Genomic DNA, 18,700 nt, shown 5'->3' on the forward strand with positions numbered 1-18,700 from the left:
GCCGCCCCCCCTGGCCCCGGCCGCCGGGGGGGGCGGTGGGGGGGGCCCCGGGGGCCGCCTGCCCCCGGGCTCCGGGGTTCGGGGCGGGGCCCCCCCCCGGGGGGGGGGCCCACGGACCGTACTCTTGTCCCCGTGCAGGAACTCCACGACGCCCCCCTCGCCCCCCTGACCACCTTCCGGCTCGGCGGCCCCGCCGCCCGCCTTCTCACGGCGACGACCGACGCCGAGGTGATCGAAGCCGTGCGCGAGGCCGACGAGAGCGGCACCCCGCTCCTCGTCATCGGCGGCGGCAGCAACCTGGTCATCGGCGACAAGGGCTTCGACGGCACCGCCCTGCGCATCGCGACCGAGGGCTTCGCCCTGGACGGTACGACGCTGGAACTGGCCGCCGGGGAGGTCTGGACGGACGCCGTCGCCCGCACCGTCGAAGCCGGTCTCGCAGGCATCGAGTGCCTGGCCGGAATTCCGGGCTCCGCGGGGGCGACGCCGATTCAGAACGTGGGCGCCTACGGCCAGGAAGTGTCCTCCACCATCACGGAGGTCGTCGCCTACGACCGGTACACCCGCGAAACGGTCACCATCCCGAACGCCGAGTGCGCATTCTCGTACCGGCACAGTCGTTTCAAGGCCGAACCCGATCGCTTCGTGGTGCTGCGTGTCTGCTTCGAGCTGGAAGAGGCGGGCGGTCTGTCCGCGCCCCTGAAGTACCCCGAAACGGCCCGCGCCATGGGCGTCGAACAGGGCGAGCGTGTGCCCGCCGCGGCCGCCCGCGAAACGGTGCTCAGGCTCCGCGCCGGCAAGGGCATGGTGCTGGACCCGGAGGACCACGACTCCTGGTCGGCCGGTTCCTTCTTCACCAACCCGATCCTGGAGGAGGCGGAGTACGAGGCGTTCCTCGCCCGCGCCAAGGACCGGCTCGGCCCCGAGGTGACGCCCCCCGCCTTCCCCGCGGGCGGGGGACGCACCAAGACCTCCGCGGCCTGGCTCATCGACAAGGCCGGTTTCACCAAGGGATACGGCACGGGACCGGCCCGTATCTCCACCAAGCACACCCTCGCGCTCACCAACCGCGGAGGCGCGACCACCGAGGACCTCCTCGCGCTCGCCCGTGAGGTCGTCGCCGGGGTCCACGAGGCATTCGGCGTCACGCTCGTCAACGAACCCGTGACGGTCGGAGTGAGCCTGTAGCAGGCGCGCCGCTCAGTACGCCACGCCCACGCCCTGTTTCACCGCCGCCGGATCGTCGACCAGCGCCAGCATCGCGTGCGCCACATCGGCCCGCGAGATGGACCGGCCGCTGCGCGGGTTGCTGCCGTGGACCGTGCGGTACGTCCCCGTCAGCGGCCCGTCGGTGAGCTTCGGCGGCCGTACGGACGTCCAGTCCGTCACGCTGCGGGCCAGCGCGGCCTCCATCAGCGTCAGGTCGGCGTAGACCTCCTTGAGGATCGCCCCGATCGCCTTCAGCATCATCCGGTCCAGCAGCGGGTCGTCCGCGGGCTTCGGCGCGACCGGGGCCGCGCTGACCACCAGCAGCCGCCGCGTCCCCTCGGCCTCCATCGCCCGCAGCACCGACCGGGTGAGCCGCTCGGCGATCCCGTCGGCCTTCCGGCCGCGCGAACCGAGACCGGAAAGCACCGCGTCCCGGCCCGCGACCGCCTCGCGCAGCGCCTCCGGGTCGTCGATGCGCGCCGCCGTATGGACCTGTACGCCGGAGAGCGGGACGGGCAGTCGTGCCGGATCGCGGACCACCGCCGTCACCTCATGGCCCGCCGCCACCGCCTGGCGGACGATTTCCCGACCGATGCCGCCCGTCGCACCGAACACCGTGATCCTCATTGCGCACCCTCCCGGGGTGGGTAAGTATTCACTCACCCCTAGGGTGAGCGGATACTCACCACCTCGTCAAGCTTCATTGGAGTGCACATGGAGCAGAAGCCGGCCCGCGTCCGCATCATCGACGCCGCCCATCAGCTGATGCTCACCATCGGCCTGGCCCGCGCCACCACCAAGGAGATCGCCAGAGCCGCAGGCTGCTCGGAGGCCGCGCTCTACAAGCACTTCCCCAGCAAGGAAGAGCTGTTCGTGGCCGTGCTCAAAGAGCGGCTGCCCAGGCTCAACCCGCTGCTGAAGCGGCTCATCGCGACCCCTGGAGCGGGGGAGCGCACCGTCGAGCAGAACCTCACCGAGATCGCCCGCCAGGCCGCCCTCTTCTACGAACAGAGTTTCCCGATCGCCGCCTCGCTGTACGCCGAGCCCAGGCTCAAGGAACGCCACAACGCGGCTATGAGGGAGCTGGGCACCGGCCCGCACATGCCCATCCGCGGTCTGGACGCGTATCTGCGCTCCGAGCAGGCCGCCGGGCGGGTGCGGGCCGACGCGGACACCTATGCGGCCGCGTCGCTGCTCCTGGGGGCCTGCGCGCAGCGGGCGTTCGCCTACGAGGCCACGGAGGACGGGGGGCCGCCGCAGTCCCTCGACGCGTTCGCCGCGTCCGTGGCCAGGACGCTGATACGGGGCGTCGGGGCGTAGGCCGGGCCCGTCCGGTGGCCGGGGGAAATCAGTCCCGGGCCAGGTTCCTGGCCCGCCGGCTTCGACAGCCAGTCATCGATGCCCGCCAGGAGCTCCGTCCGTACCGTGGCCGGCGCTGCGGAGCCGCGTACCGACTGCCTGGCCAGTTCCGCCAGCTCCTCGTCCGTGAACGCGTGGTGGCGCCGTACGAGGTCGTACTGCGCGGCCAGCCGGGAGCCGAAGAGCAGCGGATCGTCCGCACCCAGCGCCATCGGCACCCCGGCTTCGAACAGTTTGCGCAGGGGTACGTCGGCGGGCTTCTCGTAGACGCCCAGCGCCACGTTCGACGCCGGGCACACCTCGCAGGTCACCCCGCGCTCCGCCAGCCTGCGCAGCAGCCGCGGGTCCTCGGCGGCCCGTACGCCATGCCCGATCCGGGCCGCGTCCAGATCGTCCAGACAGTCACGCACGCTCGCAGGGCCGGCCAGCTCGCCGCCGTGCGGGGCCGCCAGCAGACCGCCGTCACGAGCGATGGCGAAGGCCCGGTCGAAGTCCCGGGCCATTCCGCGGCGCTCGTCGTTGGAGAGCCCGAATCCGACGACGCCCCGGTCTACGTACCGCACCGCGAGCCGGGCCAGCGTCCGGGCGTCCAGCGGATGCTTCATCCGGTTTGCCGCGATCACCACCCGGATCGGCAGACCGGTCTCGCGCGACGCGCTGTCCACCGCGTCCAGGATGATCTCGATCGCCGGGATCAGCCCGCCGAGCAGCGGGGCGTACGACGTGGGATCGACCTGGATCTCCAGCCAGCCGGAGCCGTCCGCGACGTCCTCCTGGGCCGTTTCGCGCACGAGCCGCTGGATGTCCTCGGGGGCCCTCAGACAGGACCGGGCGATGTCGTAGAGCCGCTGGAAGCGGAACCATCCGCGCTCGTCAGTGGCCCGCAGCCTGGGCGGCTCGCCGCCGGTCAGGGCCTCCGGCAGATGCACGCCGTACTTGTCGGCGAGTTCGAGCAGGGTCGTGGGCCGCATCGACCCGGTGAAATGCAAGTGCAGGTGGGCCTTGGGCAACAGTCGGACGTCACGATCCATGTCCGATCACCTTCTGTAGCTGTTACGCTCCGCACTGTGCCGAAAGGCGTCGGGCAGGGCTTGTCCGTCATGCGGCCAATAGTCGACCACATGAGAAGCCCCCTCTTGTAGGGGGAGGAGTCACTCCAAGATCCTGCCGCAAGGATCTCGGTCCAGGCAGCCGGATTCATCGAACGAGCGCTTGCCTGAACGCGTAAGCGGGTCCCCGGCTCGGCCGGGGACCCGCTTACGCGCACTACGGAGGCGTCAGGCCTTGGCCTCGCCCAGCAGCTTCTGGAGCCGCGAGATGCCCTCGACGAGGTCGTCGTCACCCAGGGCGTACGAGAGCCGCAGGTAGCCCGGCGTGCCGAAGGCCTCGCCCGGTACGACCGCGACCTCTGCCTCGTCCAGGATGAGCGCCGCCAGCTCGACCGCGGTGGCCGGACGCCTGCCGCGGATCTCCTTGCCGAGCAGCTCCTTCACCGAGGGGTACGCGTAGAACGCTCCCTCGGGCTCCGGGCACAGCACGCCGTCGATCTCGTTGAGCATCCGGACGATGGTCTGCCGGCGCCGGTCGAAGGCGGTGCGCATCTCGGCGACCGCGTCCAGGTTCCCGGAGACGGCGGCCAGCGCTGCGACCTGGGCGACGTTGGAGACGTTGGACGTGGCGTGCGACTGCAGGTTGGTCGCGGCCTTGACGACGTCCTTCGGGCCGACGATCCAGCCCACCCGCCAGCCGGTCATCGCGTACGTCTTGGCGACACCGTTGACCACGATGCACTTGTCACGCAGCTCGGGCACGATCGCGGGCAGTGAGGTGAACTTCGCGTCGCCGTAGACCAAGTGCTCGTAGATCTCGTCGGTGAGCACCCACAGGCCGTGCTCGACGGCCCAGCGGCCGATCGCCTCGGCTTCGGCCTCGCTGTACACGGCGCCGGTCGGGTTCGACGGGGAGACGAACAGGACGACCTTCGTACGCTCGGTGCGCGCCGCCTCCAGCTGCTCGACGGAGACCCGGTATCCGGTGGTCTCGTCGGCCACGACCTCCACCGGGACACCGCCGGCCAGCCGGATCGACTCGGGGTAGGTGGTCCAGTACGGAGCCGGGACGATGACCTCGTCGCCCGGGTCGAGGATCGCGGCGAACGCCTCGTAGATGGCCTGCTTGCCGCCGTTGGTCACCAGGATCTGGGAGGCGTCGATCTCGTAGCCGGAGTCGCGCAGCGTCTTCTCCGCAATGGCGGCCTTGAGCTCCGGGAGCCCTCCCGCCGGGGTGTAACGGTGGTACTTCGGGTTGCGGCAGGCCTCGACCGCGGCTTCGACGATGTAGCCGGGGGTCGGGAAGTCGGGCTCACCGGCACCGAAGCCGATCACCGGACGGCCGGCGGCCTTGAGGGCCTTGGCCTTGGCGTCGACGGCGAGGGTGGCGGACTCGGAGATTGCACCGATGCGGGCGGAGACCCGGCGCTCGGAGGGAGAAGTTGCAGCGCTCATGGCCCCCATGGTCCCAGACCGCAATCCCTGTCGGCACAGGGGTTTCAGGGACCGGACAGGACTCGGACAGCATGCGGACAACATGCGACCAGGAGTTGTCGGGAGCTATCTGTTCGACGCCGGGCCGCTGAACACGTACACTCACCTGTCGTTGGCCTTCACCAGCCGCACCGTTCCTGCACCCGGAGCATCGGGGAAGATGCGGTAGGTTGGTGGAAACCACAAAGGGTCGTAGCTCAATTGGTAGAGCACTGGTCTCCAAAACCAGCGGTTGGGGGTTCAAGTCCCTCCGGCCCTGCTACACATTCCTTCGCCAGGATGTGTGCGCATGTACGTACTTCAATGCACCGCCGTGCGGCTCCACCGGGCGCGGCACGGCCATGACCCGGAATCAGGTGAGAAGCGTGACGGACGCCGTGGGCTCCATCGACATGCCTGATGCCGAGGATGAAGTACCCGAGTCGAAGAAGAAGGCCCGGAAGGGCGGCAAGCGCGGTAAGAAGGGTCCTCTGGGCCGCCTCGCGCTGTTCTACCGCCAGATCGTCGCCGAGTTGCGCAAGGTTGTCTGGCCGACTCGTAATCAGCTGACGACATACACCTCAGTGGTGATTGTCTTCGTCGTCGTCATGATTGGTCTGGTGACCGTGATTGACTTCGGATTCCAGCGGGTCATCAAGTACGTCTTCGGCTGATCCCGCGGAGGGCGCCTCATGGGCGCCCCTTTCGCATGTTCCACCCATTTGTATCCAGGAAGAAGCAGCCACCGTGTCTGACCCGAACCTGAACGACGCCGTCGAGCCGACGGCGGGCGCCTTCGAGTCCGCCGAGGACGAGCTCGACATCGTCGAGGCGGCGGACGCCGAGGAGCCGGACCAGGCCGAAGCTGCCGACGCCGCCGCAGGTGAGCCCGCCGAGCAGGCCGCTCTGCACACCGAGGACGACGACGAGCCCGCCGAGGCCGACGCCGGTTCCGAGAGCGACGAGAACGACGACGAGCCCGCCGAGGCCGACGAGGAAGCCGGGGAAGAGGCCGAGCCGGCCGCCCCCGTCGACGCCGTCACCGCCCTGCGCGACGAGCTGCGCGGCCTCCCCGGCGAGTGGTACGTCATCCACACGTACGCCGGTTACGAGAAGCGCGTGAAGGCCAACCTGGAGCAGCGCGCCGTCTCGCTCAACGTCGAGGAGTTCATCTACCAGGCCGAAGTGCCCGAGGAAGAGATCGTCCAGATCAAGAACGGCGAGCGCAAGAACGTCCGCCAGAACAAGCTCCCGGGCTATGTCCTGGTGCGCATGGACCTGACGAACGAATCCTGGGGCGTCGTCCGTAACACCCCCGGCGTCACCGGCTTCGTGGGCAACGCCTACGACCCGTACCCGCTGACCCTGGACGAGATCGTCAAGATGCTCGCCCCGGAGGCCGAGGAGAAGGCCGCCCGCGAGGCCGCCGAGGCCGAGGGCAAGCCGGTTCCGTCCCGCAAGGTCGAGGTCCAGGTGCTGGACTTCGAGGTGGGCGACTCGGTCACGGTCACCGACGGCCCGTTCGCGACGCTGCAGGCGACGATCAACGAGATCAACGCCGACTCGAAGAAGGTCAAGGGTCTCGTCGAGATCTTCGGCCGCGAGACGCCGGTCGAGCTCAGCTTCGACCAGATCCAGAAGAACTAGCGGCTTCCCGCCAGTTTCTGGACACATGCCTACCCAGCAGGTCAGACCGGCTTCACAGCCTGTCTGACCTGCTCGGTTTTTGGTCGCGCAGCTATACCCGTTATCGTTGTGCGGTATGCCTCCATCCGGATGACCGGACGGCGGCGAAAAACTCTCACTAGGACCCGGAGAGAGCAATGCCTCCCAAGAAGAAGAAGGTCACGGGGCTTATCAAGCTCCAGATCAACGCCGGTGCGGCCAACCCGGCCCCGCCGGTCGGCCCCGCGCTCGGCCAGCACGGCGTCAACATCATGGAATTCTGCAAGGCCTACAACGCCGCGACCGAGTCGCAGCGTGGCATGGTCGTGCCGGTGGAGATCACGGTCTACGAAGACCGCTCCTTCACCTTCGTCACCAAGACTCCGCCGGCCGCGAAGCTGATCCTCAAGGCCGCGGGCGTGGAGAAGGGCTCCGGCGAGCCGCACAAGACCAAGGTCGCCAAGCTGACGGCTGCCCAGGTCCGTGAGATCGCCACGACGAAGCTCCCCGACCTGAACGCCAACGACCTCGACGCCGCGTCGAAGATCATCGCTGGCACCGCCCGTTCCATGGGCATCACGGTCGAAGGCTGATTCAGCCCCTCACGTCCTCAGTGGTAGGGCCAAGCGCTGGCCCGCACCACGACTCCACACCCTGAAACCACAGGAGTAGAAGTGAAGCGCAGCAAGAACCTCCGCGCTGCGGACGCCAAGATCGACCGGGCGCGCAACTACGCCCCGCTCGAGGCCGTCCGTCTCGCCAAGGAGACCGCCTCCACCAAGTTCGACGGCACCGTCGAGGTCGCGTTCTGCCTGGGTGTTGACCCTCGCAAGGCCGACCAGATGGTCCGTGGCACCGTGAACCTCCCGCACGGCACCGGCAAGACCGCCCGGGTCCTGGTCTTCGCGACCGGTGACCGTGCTGCGGCCGCGGAAGCCGCGGGCGCCGACATCGTCGGCGCCGACGAGCTCATCGACGAGGTGGCGAAGGGCCGTCTGGACTTCGACGCCGTCGTCGCCACCCCGGACCTCATGGGCAAGGTCGGCCGCCTCGGCCGGGTGCTCGGTCCGCGTGGTCTGATGCCGAACCCGAAGACCGGCACCGTCACCCCCGATGTCGCGAAGGCTGTCAACGACATCAAGGGCGGCAAGATCGAGTTCCGCGTCGACAAGCACTCGAACCTGCACTTCATCATCGGCAAGGTCTCGTTCGACGACACCAAGCTGGTGGAGAACTACGCAGCGGCGCTGGAGGAGATCCTCCGTCTGAAGCCGTCCGCCGCCAAGGGCCGCTACATCAAGAAGGCCACCCTGGCCACCACGATGGGCCCCGGCATCCCGCTGGACGCCAACCGCACCCGTAACCTCCTCGTCGAGGAGGACCCGGCCGCCGTCTGAGCCTCAGCGCTCGGCAGCAAGCCGCGTCACGTGTGACATTGACGGGCCCCGCAACCTTTCGAGGTGCGGGGCCCGTCCTCGTATCCGTATGGAACCGGTGGCTGTGTCGGAGCTGTGCGTTAGCGTGAGGCTTCGAGAGCCGAACGAGGGGTGGAAGCGGACATGAGGACCAGTACTGCGCGACGTTTGAGTCTGTCGATAGCGGTGGCGGCGGCGCTGACGTCGGTCGCGGCCTGCGGGGGATCGGACGGCGGCGGCGACAACCGCGGCAGCGCCGTGGTGAAGGCCGATCCCATCGCCGCGCTGCGCGACGTACAGAAGAAGACCGGTGGGGAGAACTCGGCGAAGGTCGAGGGCACCACCCAGATGGGCACCACCATGTCCATGAAGCAGAGCGGCACCATCGACTGGTCCGACGGTCTCACCGGCAGCATGGAGATCACGTACACCGGCGGCAGCATGGCGGACGCCATGAAGCAGAACGGTGGCAGCGGCACGATGCAGGCCCGCTATTTCAAGGACGGCTACGTAGCCAACATGGGCGAGGCCTTCGCCAAGCAGGCCGGCGGCAAGCACTGGATCAGCTACGGCTACGCCGACCTCGCCAAGCTCGCGGGCGCCTCCGGCGAGGCGATGAAGCAGCAGATGCAGAACACCACCCCCGACCAGGGTGTGAAGTCCCTGCTGGCCTCCGGTGACGTGAAGAAGGTCGGCCAGGAGGACGTACGCGGGGTCTCGGCCACGCACTACTCCGGCACCGTCGACGTTGCCCAACTGACCGCGAAGAACTCCGCGCTCGATGCCGACCAGCTCGACCAGCTGAAGAAGCAGCTGAGCGACGCCGGGATCACCACGGAGAAGGTCGACATCTGGGTCGACAAGAACAACCTGCTGGTCAAGAAGATCGAGCGCGGCCAGATGAAGACCGGCGAGCTCAATTCGACGGTGTACTACAGCGACTACGGCACCGAGGTCTCGGTCGAGAAGCCCCCGGCCGGCGACACGGTCGACTTCACCGATCTCATGAAGCAGCAGGGGACCGGTTCGGGCACGAACTAAACCTCCCGCACCGCCCGAAGAGGGACGGATTTGCTCGGCGCGACCCCGGTCGCGTACTCTCCTACAGAAGCCAAAGACCGCTGGTCGTTGCTGTGCTCTCGCAAGAGGGGACAGCGACCGAAGGATCCGTTGAGTACGGGCGACCTGCGCAGGTGACTGTGGAAAGCTCCCGGACTTCGTTCGGTCGAGCTACGCCCTGGCGCCTGCGCCGGGGCGTTTCGTCTTTCCCGGCCCCTTCTGAGCGGTCCTCATCACCCGGAAGGAGGCCGACGCTCATGGCAAGGCCCGACAAGGCTGCCGCGGTAGCCGAGCTCGCGGATCAGTTCCGCAGCTCGAACGCCGCTGTGCTGACCGAGTACCGGGGTCTCACCGTGGCACAGCTCAAGCAGCTGCGCCGTTCGCTCGGTGAGAACGCCCAGTACGCCGTGGTGAAGAACACGCTGACCAAGATTGCGGCCAACGAGGCCGGGATCAACACGCTGGACGACCTGTTCGCAGGTCCGACGGCGGTTGCCTTCGTCACCGGTGACCCGGTGGAGTCGGCGAAGGGTCTTCGTGACTTCGCCAAGGACAACCCCAACCTCATCATCAAGGGCGGTGTCCTTGACGGTAAGGCGCTGACCGCGGATGAGATCAAGAAGCTCGCGGACCTCGAGTCCCGCGAGGTTCTGCTCGCCAAGGTGGCCGGTGGAATCAAGGCGTCGATGGCCAAGGCCGCGGCGACTTTCCAGGCCCCGCTGTCGGAGTTCGTCCGCACCGCGGACGCGCTTCGCGCCAAGGTCGAGCAGGGCGGTGCCGGTACGCCGGCTCCCGCCGACGCCGAGGTGGCGGAGTAACCCTCCGCTCCACGGCTCGCAGCGGGCCCGTACGCCCGCCTTCATATACACCCGGCACCTGCCGACTTAGTGGAAGGACGCCATCATGGCGAAGCTGTCCCAGGACGAGCTGCTCGAGCAGTTCGAGACCCTGACCCTCATCGAGCTCTCCGAGTTCGTCAAGGCGTTCGAGGAGAAGTTCGACGTCAAGGCTGCCGCTCCGGTCGCCGTTGCCGCCGCCGGTGGCGCTGCCGCCGCCGCTGAGGCCGTCGAGGAGCAGGACGAGTTCGACGTCATCCTCACGGGCGCCGGCGAGAAGAAGATCCAGGTCATCAAGGTCGTGCGTGAGCTGACCTCGCTGGGTCTGAAGGAGGCCAAGGACCTCGTCGACGGCACCCCGAAGCCGGTCCTCGAGAAGGTCGCCAAGGAGGCCGCCGAGAAGGCTGCCGAGTCCCTCAAGGCCGCCGGCGCTTCCGTCGAGGTCAAGTGACTCAGGGAGTCTGCTGACTCCTTCTGACTGCTGTGCCGCACGGCACGGACGTCAAATCACGAAGGGCGATCACCCATCCGGGTGGTCGCCCTTCGGCGTACCCGCAGCGGCTGCCTTGCTCTTCCGGCGGCGACGAGTATGGTGATCTTCGCCGTTGCCTCTCGGGGGCGGCGGGCCGGCGTCGGGAGGCGGTCGGGCGAGGACCGCGCGGCGCTGTCCCGGCAGGGGGGCCTTGACGAACTGCACGCGGCGCGCAATTCTCAGGACGCGTCGTCACATCGATCCGAATCCGAGGCATGGATCGTGGGCGAAGAGGGCAGTAAAGAAGAGCGCACCGCGCGCAAGGGCTAGCCATAGGTGTTGAGAACAGCTGTTGAGAGCAACGTGGGTCTCTGAGAACCCCGACTGGACATCAGTGTGCCGTTTGGCTACACTGACCCTTTGCGCTGCCTGTTAGCTGCCTCCTGCCCGTCACCAGGGGCATGCCCACGCTTGAGCACCGATGGCCGATCCTCCCTGACCTGGGATTTCTGTCTCCGTGTCCAACTTGGGACCGGTACGCGCGTAGTGAGTCCGAGCCCTCGGAAGGACCCCCTCTTGGCCGCCTCGCGCAACGCCTCGACCGCGAATACGAACAACGGTGCCAGCACCGCCCCGCTGCGCATCTCCTTTGCAAAGATCAAGGAGCCCCTCGAGGTTCCGAACCTCCTCGCGCTGCAGACCGAGAGCTTTGACTGGCTCCTCGGCAATGCCGCCTGGAAGGCTCGCGTCGAGGCTGCTCTGGACAGTGGACAAGACGTCCCCACCAAGTCCGGCCTGGAGGAGATCTTCGAGGAGATTTCACCGATCGAGGACTTCTCCGGGTCGATGTCGCTTACGTTCCGCGACCACCGCTTCGAGCCCCCGAAGAACTCGATCGACGAGTGCAAGGAGCGCGACTTCACGTTCGCCGCCCCGCTCTTCGTCACGGCCGAGTTCACCAACAACGAGACCGGCGAGATCAAGTCCCAGACGGTCTTCATGGGCGACTTCCCGCTCATGACCAACAAGGGCACCTTCGTCATCAACGGCACCGAGCGTGTCGTCGTGTCGCAGCTGGTCCGCTCGCCGGGTGTCTACTTCGACTCCTCCATCGACAAGACGTCCGACAAGGACATCTTCTCCGCGAAGATCATCCCGTCCCGGGGTGCCTGGCTGGAGATGGAGATCGACAAGCGCGACATGGTCGGTGTCCGCATCGACCGCAAGCGCAAGCAGTCCGTGACCGTTCTCCTGAAGGCTCTCGGTTGGACCACCGAGCAGATCCTCGAGGAGTTCGGCGAGTACGAGTCCATGCGCGCCACCCTGGAGAAGGACCACACCCAGGGCCAGGACGACGCGCTGCTCGACATCTACCGCAAGCTCCGCCCGGGCGAGCCGCCCACGCGCGAGGCTGCTCAGACGCTGCTCGAGAACCTCTACTTCAACCCGAAGCGCTACGACCTCGCGAAGGTCGGCCGCTACAAGGTGAACAAGAAGCTCGGCGCCGACGAGCCGCTGGACGCCGGCGTTCTCACCACCGACGACGTCATCGCGACCATCAAGTACCTGGTCAAGCTGCACGCCGGTGAGACCGAGACGGTCGGCGAGTCCGGTCGTTCGATCGTCGTCGAGACCGACGACATCGACCACTTCGGCAACCGTCGTCTGCGCAACGTCGGCGAGCTCATCCAGAACCAGGTCCGTACGGGTCTGGCCCGTATGGAGCGCGTCGTGCGTGAGCGCATGACGACCCAGGACGTCGAGGCGATCACGCCGCAGACCCTGATCAACATCCGGCCGGTCGTCGCCTCCATCAAGGAGTTCTTCGGTACCAGCCAGCTGTCCCAGTTCATGGACCAGAACAACCCGCTGTCGGGTCTGACGCACAAGCGTCGTCTCTCGGCTCTGGGTCCCGGTGGTCTGTCCCGTGAGCGGGCCGGCTTCGAGGTCCGTGACGTGCACCCGTCCCACTACGGACGCATGTGCCCGATCGAGACCCCTGAAGGCCCGAACATCGGTCTGATCGGTTCGCTCGCCTCGTACGGCCGCGTCAACGCGTTCGGCTTCATCGAGACGCCGTACCGCAAGGTCGTCGACGGCCAGGTCACCGACGAGGTCGACTACATCACGGCCGACGAGGAAGACCGCTACGTCATCGCTCAGGCGAACGCGACCCTCTCCGAGGAACTGCGTTTCGTCGAGCCCCGCGTCCTCGTCCGCCGCCGTGGCGGAGAGGTCGACTACGTGCCGGGCACGGACGTCGACTACATGGACGTCTCGCCGCGCCAGATGGTGTCCGTCGCCACCGCGATGATCCCCTTCCTGGAGCACGACGACGCCAACCGTGCCCTCATGGGCGCGAACATGATGCGTCAGGCGGTGCCGCTGATTAAGTCGGAGGCCCCGCTCGTCGGCACCGGTATGGAGTACCGCTGCGCCACCGACGCCGGTGACGTGCTGAAGGCCGAGAAGGACGGTGTGGTCCAGGAGGTCTCCGCGGACTACATCACCGTGACCAACGACGACGGCACGTACACCACGTACCGCATCGCCAAGTTCATGCGCTCCAACCAGGGCACCTCGGTCAACCAGAAGGTTGTCGTCTCCGAGGGCGACCGGGTCGTCGCCGACCAGGTCCTCGCCGACGGTCCGGCCACCGAGAACGGTGAGATGGCCCTCGGCAAGAACCTGCTCGTGGCGTTCATGCCGTGGGAGGGTCACAACTACGAGGACGCGATCATCCTGTCGCAGCGCCTCGTGCAGGACGACGTCCTCTCCTCGATCCACATCGAGGAGCACGAGGTCGACGCCCGTGACACCAAGCTCGGCCCGGAGGAGATCACCCGGGACATCCCGAACGTCTCCGAAGAGGTCCTCGCCGACCTCGACGAGCGCGGCATCATCCGTATCGGTGCCGAGGTCGTCGCCGGTGACATCCTCGTCGGCAAGGTCACGCCCAAGGGTGAGACCGAGCTGACCCCCGAGGAGCGCCTGCTCCGCGCGATCTTCGGTGAGAAGGCGCGCGAGGTGCGCGACACCTCGCTGAAGGTGCCGCACGGTGAGATCGGCAAGGTCATCGGCGTCCGCGTCTTCGACCGCGAAGAGGGCGACGAGCTGCCGCCGGGCGTGAACCAGCTGGTCCGCGTCTACGTCGCGCAGAAGCGCAAGATCACCGATGGTGACAAGCTCGCCGGCCGTCACGGCAACAAGGGCGTCATCTCGAAGATCCTCCCGATCGAGGACATGCCGTTCCTGGAGGACGGCACCCCGGTCGACATCATCCTCAACCCGCTGGGTGTCCCGTCCCGAATGAACCCGGGACAGGTCCTGGAGATCCACCTCGGCTGGCTCGCCAGCCGAGGCTGGGACGTCTCCGGCCTCGGTGACGAGTGGGCCAAGCGCCTGCAGGCCATCGGCGCCGACCAGGTCGCCCCCGGCACCAACGTCGCCACCCCCGTCTTCGACGGTGCGCGCGAGGACGAGATCTCCGGTCTCTTCGAGGCCACGATCCCGAACCGCGACGGCGACCGCCTGGTCCAGCCCTCCGGCAAGGCCAAGCTGTTCGACGGCCGCTCCGGTGAGCCGTTCCCGGACCCGGTTTCGGTCGGGTACATGTACATCCTCAAGCTGCACCACCTCGTCGACGACAAGCTGCACGCTCGTTCGACGGGCCCGTACTCCATGATCACCCAGCAGCCGCTGGGTGGTAAGGCTCAGTTCGGTGGACAGCGCTTCGGTGAGATGGAGGTGTGGGCCCTTGAGGCTTATGGCGCCGCATACGCCCTCCAGGAACTGCTGACGATCAAGTCCGACGACGTGACCGGCCGCGTGAAGGTCTACGAGGCGATCGTCAAGGGCGAGAACATCCCCGAGCCCGGCATTCCCGAGTCCTTCAAGGTGCTCATCAAGGAAATGCAGTCGCTCTGCCTCAACGTGGAGGTGCTGTCCTCGGACGGCATGTCCATCGAGATGCGCGACACGGACGAGGACGTCTTCCGCGCGGCGGAGGAGCTCGGTATCGACCTGTCCCGGCGCGAGCCGAGCAGCGTCGAAGAGGTCTGACGGGTTGGCCGGCCGGATCCCCGTGATCCGGCCGGCTCTCCCCGGACCCGTTCAGACCATTGCTGAAGTGCCCCGATTTCTCGCGTGACGCGAGGGGGCTCGAACCCCCGAAAGAGGGATTGACGACAAGTGCTCGACGTCAACTTCTTCGACGAGCTGCGGATCGGCCTTGCCACCGCGGACGACATCCGGACCTGGTCCCACGGCGAAGTGAAGAAGCCGGAGACCATCAACTACCGCACGCTCAAGCCCGAAAAGGACGGACTCTTCTGCGAGAAGATCTTCGGTCCGACCCGGGACTGGGAGTGCTACTGCGGCAAGTACAAGCGTGTCCGCTTCAAGGGCATCATCTGTGAGCGCTGTGGCGTCGAGGTCACGCGCGCCAAGGTGCGCCGTGAGCGCATGGGCCACATCGAGCTTGCCGCTCCTGTCACCCACATCTGGTACTTCAAGGGCGTCCCGTCGCGCCTCGGCTACCTGCTCGATCTCGCGCCGAAGGACCTCGAGAAGGTCATCTACTTCGCCGCGTACATGATCACGTTCGTGGACGAGGAGCGCCGTACGCGTGACCTGCCCTCGCTGGAGGCACACGTCTCCGTCGAGCGTCAGCAGGTCGAGAACCGTCGCGACGCCGACCTTGAGGCCCGCGCCAAGAAGCTCGAGACCGACCTGGCCGAGCTCGAGGCCGAGGGTGCCAAGGCCGACGTGCGCCGCAAGGTGCGCGAAGGTGCCGAGCGTGAGATGAAGCAGCTGCGCGACCGTGCGCAGCGCGAGATCGACCGTCTCGACGAGGTGTGGAGCCGCTTCAAGAACCTCAAGGTCCAGGACCTGGAGGGCGACGAGCTGCTCTACCGCGAGCTGCGTGACCGCTTCGGCACGTACTTCGACGGCTGCATGGGTGCCGCTGCTCTGCAGAAGCGCCTGGAGTCGTTCGACCTCGACGAGGAGGCCGAGCGCCTCCGCGAGATCATCCGTACCGGCAAGGGCCAGAAGAAGACCCGTGCGCTCAAGCGCCTCAAGGTCGTCTCCGCGTTCCTGCAGACCAGCAACAAGCCCAAGGGCATGGTGCTCGACTGCGTGCCGGTCATCCCGCCGGACCTGCGTCCGATGGTGCAGCTGGACGGTGGCCGCTTCGCGACCTCCGACCTGAACGACCTGTACCGCCGCGTGATCAACCGCAACAACCGCCTCAAGCGTCTCCTTGACCTCGGTGCCCCCGAGATCATCGTGAACAACGAGAAGCGGATGCTGCAGGAGGCCGTCGACGCGCTGTTCGACAACGGCCGCCGTGGTCGCCCGGTCACCGGTCCCGGTAACCGCCCGCTCAAGTCCCTCAGCGACATGCTGAAGGGCAAGCAGGGTCGTTTCCGTCAGAACCTTCTCGGTAAGCGTGTGGACTACTCCGCACGTTCCGTGATCGTCGTCGGTCCGCAGCTGAAGCTGCACCAGTGCGGTCTGCCCAAGGCCATGGCGCTGGAGCTCTTCAAGCCGTTCGTGATGAAGCGCCTGGTCGACCTGAACCACGCGCAGAACATCAAGTCGGCCAAGCGCATGGTCGAGCGTGGCCGCACCGTGGTGTACGACGTCCTCGAAGAGGTCATCGCCGAGCACCCGGTGCTGCTGAACCGTGCACCGACCCTGCACCGCCTCGGCATCCAGGCCTTCGAGCCGCAGCTGGTCGAGGGCAAGGCCATCCAGATCCACCCGCTCGTCTGCACCGCGTTCAACGCGGACTTCGACGGTGACCAGATGGCCGTGCACCTGCCGCTCTCCGCGGAGGCGCAGGCCGAGGCCCGCATCCTGATGCTGTCCTCGAACAACATCCTGAAGCCGGCCGACGGTCGTCCCGTCACCATGCCGACCCAGGACATGGTGCTGGGCCTGTTCTTCCTCACCACGGACGAGGAGGAGCGCAAGGTCGTCGGCCAGGGCCGTTCCTTCGGTTCCACGGCCGAGGCGATCATGGCCTTCGACGCCCGCGAGCTGTCGCTCCAGGCGAAGGTCGACATCCGCTTCCCGGTGGGCACCATCCCGCCGCGTGGCTGGGTGCCGCCGGTCGCCGAGGAGGGCGAGCAGGAGTACCAGCAGGGCGACACGTTCCGGCTGCGTACGTCCCTGGGCCGTGCGCTCTTCAACGAGCTGCTGCCCGAGGACTACCCGTTCGTCGACTACTCCGTCGGCAAGAAGCAGCTCTCCGAGATCGTCAACGACCTCGCCGAGCGCTACCCCAAGGTCATCGTGGCGGCGACGCTCGACAACCTGAAGGCGGCGGGCTTCTACTGGGCGACCCGTTCCGGTGTCACCGTGGCCATCTCCGACGTCGTGGTCCCCGAGGCCAAGAAGGCGATCGTCGCCGGCTACGAGGCGCAGGACGAGAAGGTCCAGAAGCAGTACGAGCGCGGTCTGATCACCAAGGACGAGCGCACGCAGGAACTCATCGCGATCTGGACCAAGGCGACCAACGAGGTTGCCGAGGCGATGAACGCGAACTTCCCCAAGACGAACCCCATCTTCATGATGGTTGACTCGGGTGCCCGAGGAAACATGATGCAGATGCGTCAGATCGCCGGTATGCGTGGTCTGGTGTCCAACGCCAAGAACGAGACGATCCCGCGTCCCATCAAGGCGTCCTTCCGTGAGGGCCTCACCGTTCTGGAGTACTTCATCTCCACGCACGGTGCCCGTAAGGGTCTGGCGGACACCGCCCTGCGTACCGCCGACTCGGGTTACCTGACCCGTCGTCTGGTGGACGTCTCGCAGGACGTGATCATTCGCGAGGAGGACTGCGGCACCGACCGTGGCCTCAAGCTGAAGATCGCCGTCAAGGGTGCGGACGGTGTGCTCCGCAAGACGGAGGACGTCGAGACCTCGGTCTACGCCCGCATGCTCGCCGAGGACGTCGTCGTCGACGGCAAGGTCATCGCACCTGCCAACGTCGACCTCGGTGACGTCCTGATCGACGCCCTGGTGGGCGCCGGCGTCGAGGAGGTCAAGACCCGTTCGGTCCTGACCTGTGAGTCCGCGGTCGGCACCTGTGCCTTCTGCTACGGACGCTCGCTCGCCACCGGCAAGCTGGTCGACATCGGTGAGGCGGTCGGCATCATCGCCGCCCAGTCCATCGGTGAGCCCGGCACCCAGCTGACGATGCGTACCTTCCACACCGGTGGTGTGGCCGGTGACGACATCACCCAGGGTCTGCCCCGAGTCGTCGAGCTCTTCGAAGCCCGTACGCCCAAGGGTGTCGCCCCGATCTCGGAGGCGGCAGGCCGCATCCGTATCGAGGAGACCGAGAAGACCAAGAAGATCGTCGTCACCCCGGACGACGGCAGCGACGAGACGCCGTTCCCGATCTCGAAGCGTGCCCGTCTGCTGGTGGGCGAGGGCGACCACGTCGAGGTGGGCCAGAAGCTCACCGTGGGTGCCACCAACCCGCACGACGTGCTGCGGATCCTCGGTCAGCGCGCGGTCCAGGTCCACCTGGTCGGCGAAGTCCAGAAGGTCTACAACTCGCAGGGTGTGTCGATCCACGACAAGCACATCGAGATCATCATCCGGCAGATGCTGCGCCGCGTGACGATCATCGAGTCCGGCGACGCGGAGCTGCTGCCGGGCGAGCTCGTCGAGCGCTCGAAGTTCGAGACCGAGAACCGTCGTGTGGTCACCGAGGGCGGTCACCCCGCCTCCGGCCGTCCGCAGCTGATGGGTATCACCAAGGCCTCGCTCGCCACCGAGTCGTGGCTGTCGGCGGCGTCCTTCCAGGAGACGACCAGGGTTCTGACCGACGCGGCGATCAACGCCAAGTCGGACTCCCTGATCGGCCTCAAGGAGAACGTCATCATCGGTAAGCTCATCCCGGCCGGTACGGGCCTGTCCCGCTACCGCAACATCCGGGTCGAGCCGACCGAGGAGGCCAAGGCCGCGATGTACTCGGCCGTCGGCTACGACGACATCGACTACTCGCCGTTCGGCACGGGCTCCGGCCAGGCCGTTCCGCTGGAGGACTACGACTACGGTCCGTACAACCAGTAAGCGAGTCGCTTGATCGACCGGAGGGCGGTCACCCCGTTGCGAGCGGGGTGGCCGCCCTTCGGCGTGTCCCGC

The 18,700-nt window shown here is 67.2% G+C and carries 13 protein-coding genes, 1 tRNA gene and 1 pseudogene; 12 read left to right on the top strand and 3 right to left on the bottom strand.

Annotation, left to right across the window (positions count from 1 at the left end):
- Positions 1-132: 132 nt before the first annotated feature.
- Complete coding sequence (locus ACFVYE_RS39675; RefSeq protein WP_389608600.1) at positions 133-1,188, top strand: UDP-N-acetylmuramate dehydrogenase; 1,056 nt, start codon at positions 133-135, stop codon at positions 1,186-1,188.
- Positions 1,189-1,200: 12 nt separating this feature from the next.
- Here the strand turns inward: ACFVYE_RS39675 and ACFVYE_RS39680 are convergent, their stop codons facing one another.
- Positions 1,201-1,836 (bottom strand): NAD(P)-dependent oxidoreductase, encoded by a 636-nt coding sequence (locus ACFVYE_RS39680; protein WP_383979416.1) that lies wholly within the window; start codon positions 1,834-1,836, stop codon positions 1,201-1,203.
- A gap of 87 nt (positions 1,837-1,923) precedes the next feature.
- Between ACFVYE_RS39680 and ACFVYE_RS39685 the strand changes: the two genes are divergently transcribed.
- Positions 1,924-2,529 carry a TetR/AcrR family transcriptional regulator gene (locus tag ACFVYE_RS39685; protein WP_383979419.1) on the top strand — a complete coding sequence of 202 codons (606 nt, stop codon included), beginning with the start codon at positions 1,924-1,926 and terminating at the stop codon, positions 2,527-2,529.
- Positions 2,530-2,591: 62 nt separating this feature from the next.
- Here ACFVYE_RS39685 and ACFVYE_RS39690 read toward each other — a convergent pair.
- Positions 2,592-3,599, bottom strand: a pseudogene (locus ACFVYE_RS39690) (adenosine deaminase); the annotation flags it as partial.
- Positions 3,600-3,845: 246 nt separating this feature from the next.
- Entirely contained in the window at positions 3,846-5,072 is a 1,227-nt protein-coding gene (locus tag ACFVYE_RS39695) for a pyridoxal phosphate-dependent aminotransferase (protein ID WP_383971062.1), read from the bottom strand.
- 225 nt (positions 5,073-5,297) lie between these two features.
- Here ACFVYE_RS39695 and ACFVYE_RS39700 point away from each other — a divergent pair.
- From ACFVYE_RS39700 to ACFVYE_RS39745, 10 genes are all read left to right on the top strand, one after another.
- A tRNA-Trp gene (locus tag ACFVYE_RS39700) sits at positions 5,298-5,370 on the top strand.
- Between the two features lie 106 nt (positions 5,371-5,476).
- Positions 5,477-5,764, top strand: a complete 288-nt coding sequence (gene secE / locus ACFVYE_RS39705; RefSeq protein WP_327273526.1) for a preprotein translocase subunit SecE — start codon at positions 5,477-5,479, stop codon at positions 5,762-5,764.
- 73 nt (positions 5,765-5,837) lie between these two features.
- Positions 5,838-6,737, top strand: coding sequence for a transcription termination/antitermination protein NusG (nusG, locus tag ACFVYE_RS39710; RefSeq protein ID WP_383971065.1), 900 nt, complete (start codon positions 5,838-5,840; stop codon positions 6,735-6,737).
- Positions 6,738-6,913: 176 nt separating this feature from the next.
- A complete protein-coding gene (gene rplK / locus ACFVYE_RS39715) occupies positions 6,914-7,348 on the top strand; it encodes a 50S ribosomal protein L11 (protein WP_006126872.1) in 435 nt (144 codons plus the stop codon).
- Positions 7,349-7,429: 81 nt separating this feature from the next.
- Complete coding sequence (gene rplA / locus ACFVYE_RS39720) at positions 7,430-8,152, top strand: 50S ribosomal protein L1 (RefSeq protein ID WP_266358741.1); 723 nt, start codon at positions 7,430-7,432, stop codon at positions 8,150-8,152.
- 162 nt (positions 8,153-8,314) lie between these two features.
- On the top strand, positions 8,315-9,211 hold the full coding sequence (locus tag ACFVYE_RS39725; RefSeq protein ID WP_383971069.1) for a hypothetical protein: 897 nt from the start codon (positions 8,315-8,317) through the stop codon (positions 9,209-9,211).
- A 275-nt stretch (positions 9,212-9,486) separates the two neighbouring features.
- Positions 9,487-10,047, top strand: coding sequence for a 50S ribosomal protein L10 (rplJ, locus tag ACFVYE_RS39730; protein WP_327273523.1), 561 nt, complete (start codon positions 9,487-9,489; stop codon positions 10,045-10,047).
- A gap of 85 nt (positions 10,048-10,132) precedes the next feature.
- On the top strand, positions 10,133-10,516 hold the full coding sequence (rplL, locus tag ACFVYE_RS39735; protein WP_030914109.1) for a 50S ribosomal protein L7/L12: 384 nt from the start codon (positions 10,133-10,135) through the stop codon (positions 10,514-10,516).
- 597 nt (positions 10,517-11,113) lie between these two features.
- Positions 11,114-14,599, top strand: a complete 3,486-nt coding sequence (gene rpoB, locus ACFVYE_RS39740) for a DNA-directed RNA polymerase subunit beta (protein ID WP_093897232.1) — start codon at positions 11,114-11,116, stop codon at positions 14,597-14,599.
- A 129-nt stretch (positions 14,600-14,728) separates the two neighbouring features.
- Positions 14,729-18,628 (top strand): DNA-directed RNA polymerase subunit beta', encoded by a 3,900-nt coding sequence (locus tag ACFVYE_RS39745; protein WP_382223464.1) that lies wholly within the window; start codon positions 14,729-14,731, stop codon positions 18,626-18,628.
- Positions 18,629-18,700: the final 72 nt, after the last annotated feature.

It is taken from the genome of Streptomyces sp. NPDC058239 (assembly GCF_042882185.1).
Lineage (GTDB): Bacteria > Actinomycetota > Actinomycetes > Streptomycetales > Streptomycetaceae > Streptomyces.

Excerpts from the sequence above, each read along its gene's own strand:
- ACFVYE_RS39685 (WP_383979419.1), top strand. The coding sequence starts at position 1,924 with ATGGAGCAGAAGCCGGCCCGCGTCCGCATCATCGACGCCGCCCATCAG.
- ACFVYE_RS39725 (WP_383971069.1), top strand. The coding sequence starts at position 8,315 with ATGAGGACCAGTACTGCGCGACGTTTGAGTCTGTCGATAGCGGTGGCG.
- rplK (WP_006126872.1), top strand. The coding sequence starts at position 6,914 with ATGCCTCCCAAGAAGAAGAAGGTCACGGGGCTTATCAAGCTCCAGATC.
- ACFVYE_RS39680 (WP_383979416.1), bottom strand. The coding sequence starts at position 1,836 with ATGAGGATCACGGTGTTCGGTGCGACGGGCGGCATCGGTCGGGAAATC.
- ACFVYE_RS39695 (WP_383971062.1), bottom strand. The coding sequence starts at position 5,072 with ATGAGCGCTGCAACTTCTCCCTCCGAGCGCCGGGTCTCCGCCCGCATC.
- rplJ (WP_327273523.1), top strand. The coding sequence starts at position 9,487 with ATGGCAAGGCCCGACAAGGCTGCCGCGGTAGCCGAGCTCGCGGATCAG.
- rplL (WP_030914109.1), top strand. The coding sequence starts at position 10,133 with ATGGCGAAGCTGTCCCAGGACGAGCTGCTCGAGCAGTTCGAGACCCTG.